Here is a 1,391-nt window from a genome sequence, read left to right on the forward strand (position 1 = left end):
AAAAAAAACCCATCAAGACATCGTTGAAATGCAATGGGAATCATGTTCATCTGAATCCCGATCTTCTGCTTAGATGGTTGCGTCAGGTAAGGGGGAAAACATGAGTGTGCTGGATACCACAGGCGCGCTGAGATCAATCTTCCAGAAAAACGAATCTCAGGTCAGGAGTTATTGCCGCTCCTTCGATGCAGTGTTTGCGAGCGCCTCCGGCAGCGTGCTGACGGATGTCGAAGGTCGAAGTTATATCGACTTTCTCGCGGGATGCGCATCACTGAACTATGGGCATAATGATCCCGACATGAAAGAGGCCTTGATCGCCCATATCAAAGACGGCGGCATGACGCATGCGCTTGATCTTCACACCCCCCAGAAGGCGGCATTTCTCGAAGCCTTCCAGAAATATATCCTTTTGCCTCGCGGGCTTGATTACAGGGTGCAGTTTACCGGACCCACGGGCACCAATGCCGTCGAGGCGGCGCTCAAGCTGGCGCGCAAATTCACCGGACGCACCAACGTGATCGCCTTCACGAACGGCTATCACGGGGTGACGCTGGGGGCGCTCGCCACAACCGGAAACCGCTTCAACCGCATCGGACCTGCGATGGGGCTGCACGGGGTCTCGCGCTTCCCCTTCGACGGCTACCTGGACGACGGGACGGACACGGCAAACATCCTGGACCGGATGCTGGATGACGCCTCGAGCGGCATCGACAGCCCTGCCGCGATCATCGTCGAGGCGGTGCAGGGCGAAGGGGGACTCAATGTTGCGAGCCCGGAATGGCTCAGGCGCATCGCGCAAACGGCGCGGCGCCACGGCGCGCTTCTGATCCTGGACGAGGTGCAGGCGGGCTGCGGCCGGACAGGAACCTTCTTTGCCTTTGAAAGGGCGGGGATCGTTCCGGATCTGGTGGCGATGTCGAAGTCGCTCTCGGGCTACGGCCTGCCGATGGCGGTGCTGCTGATCCGCCCCGAATGCGACATCTGGCATCCGGGCGAGCACAACGGCACCTTCCGCGGCAACACGCTTGCCTTTGTCACGGCCCGCGTCGCGCTGGAGAAGTTCTGGTCCGCGGACGGGCTTGTCCGCGAGGTTGCAGCCAAGTCGGAACTCCTTGGCGACGGGCTGGCCGAGATTGCCGCGGCGCTGCCGCGTGCACGGGTGAAGGGCCGCGGCATGATGCAGGGCATCGATGTCGGATCAGGCGAATTCGCCGCCGAGATCTGCGGCCGCTGCTTCGCCGATGGCCTTGTCATCGAGACCGCCGGTCCGAAAGGCGAGGTGGTCAAGGTCCTCGCGCCCCTGACAACGCCCCCCGGCCTTCTCCAGCAAGGCCTCGATATCCTCAGCAATGCCGTCCAAAGGGCCTCGGAAATGCCAACCGCAGCCGCTG

Annotated in this window: 1 protein-coding gene; it reads left to right on the forward strand. The window is 61.7% G+C overall.

Annotation, left to right across the window (positions count from 1 at the left end; translation table 11 throughout):
• Positions 1 to 100 precede the first annotated feature (100 nt).
• A partial coding sequence (gene ectB, locus OU682_RS23960; protein ID WP_268944679.1) for a diaminobutyrate--2-oxoglutarate transaminase occupies positions 101 to 1,391 on the forward strand: 1,291 nt, incomplete at its 3' end.

Origin of the sequence: Paracoccus benzoatiresistens (assembly GCF_026913015.1) — a bacterium.
GTDB classification, from domain to species: domain Bacteria; phylum Pseudomonadota; class Alphaproteobacteria; order Rhodobacterales; family Rhodobacteraceae; genus Paracoccus; species Paracoccus benzoatiresistens.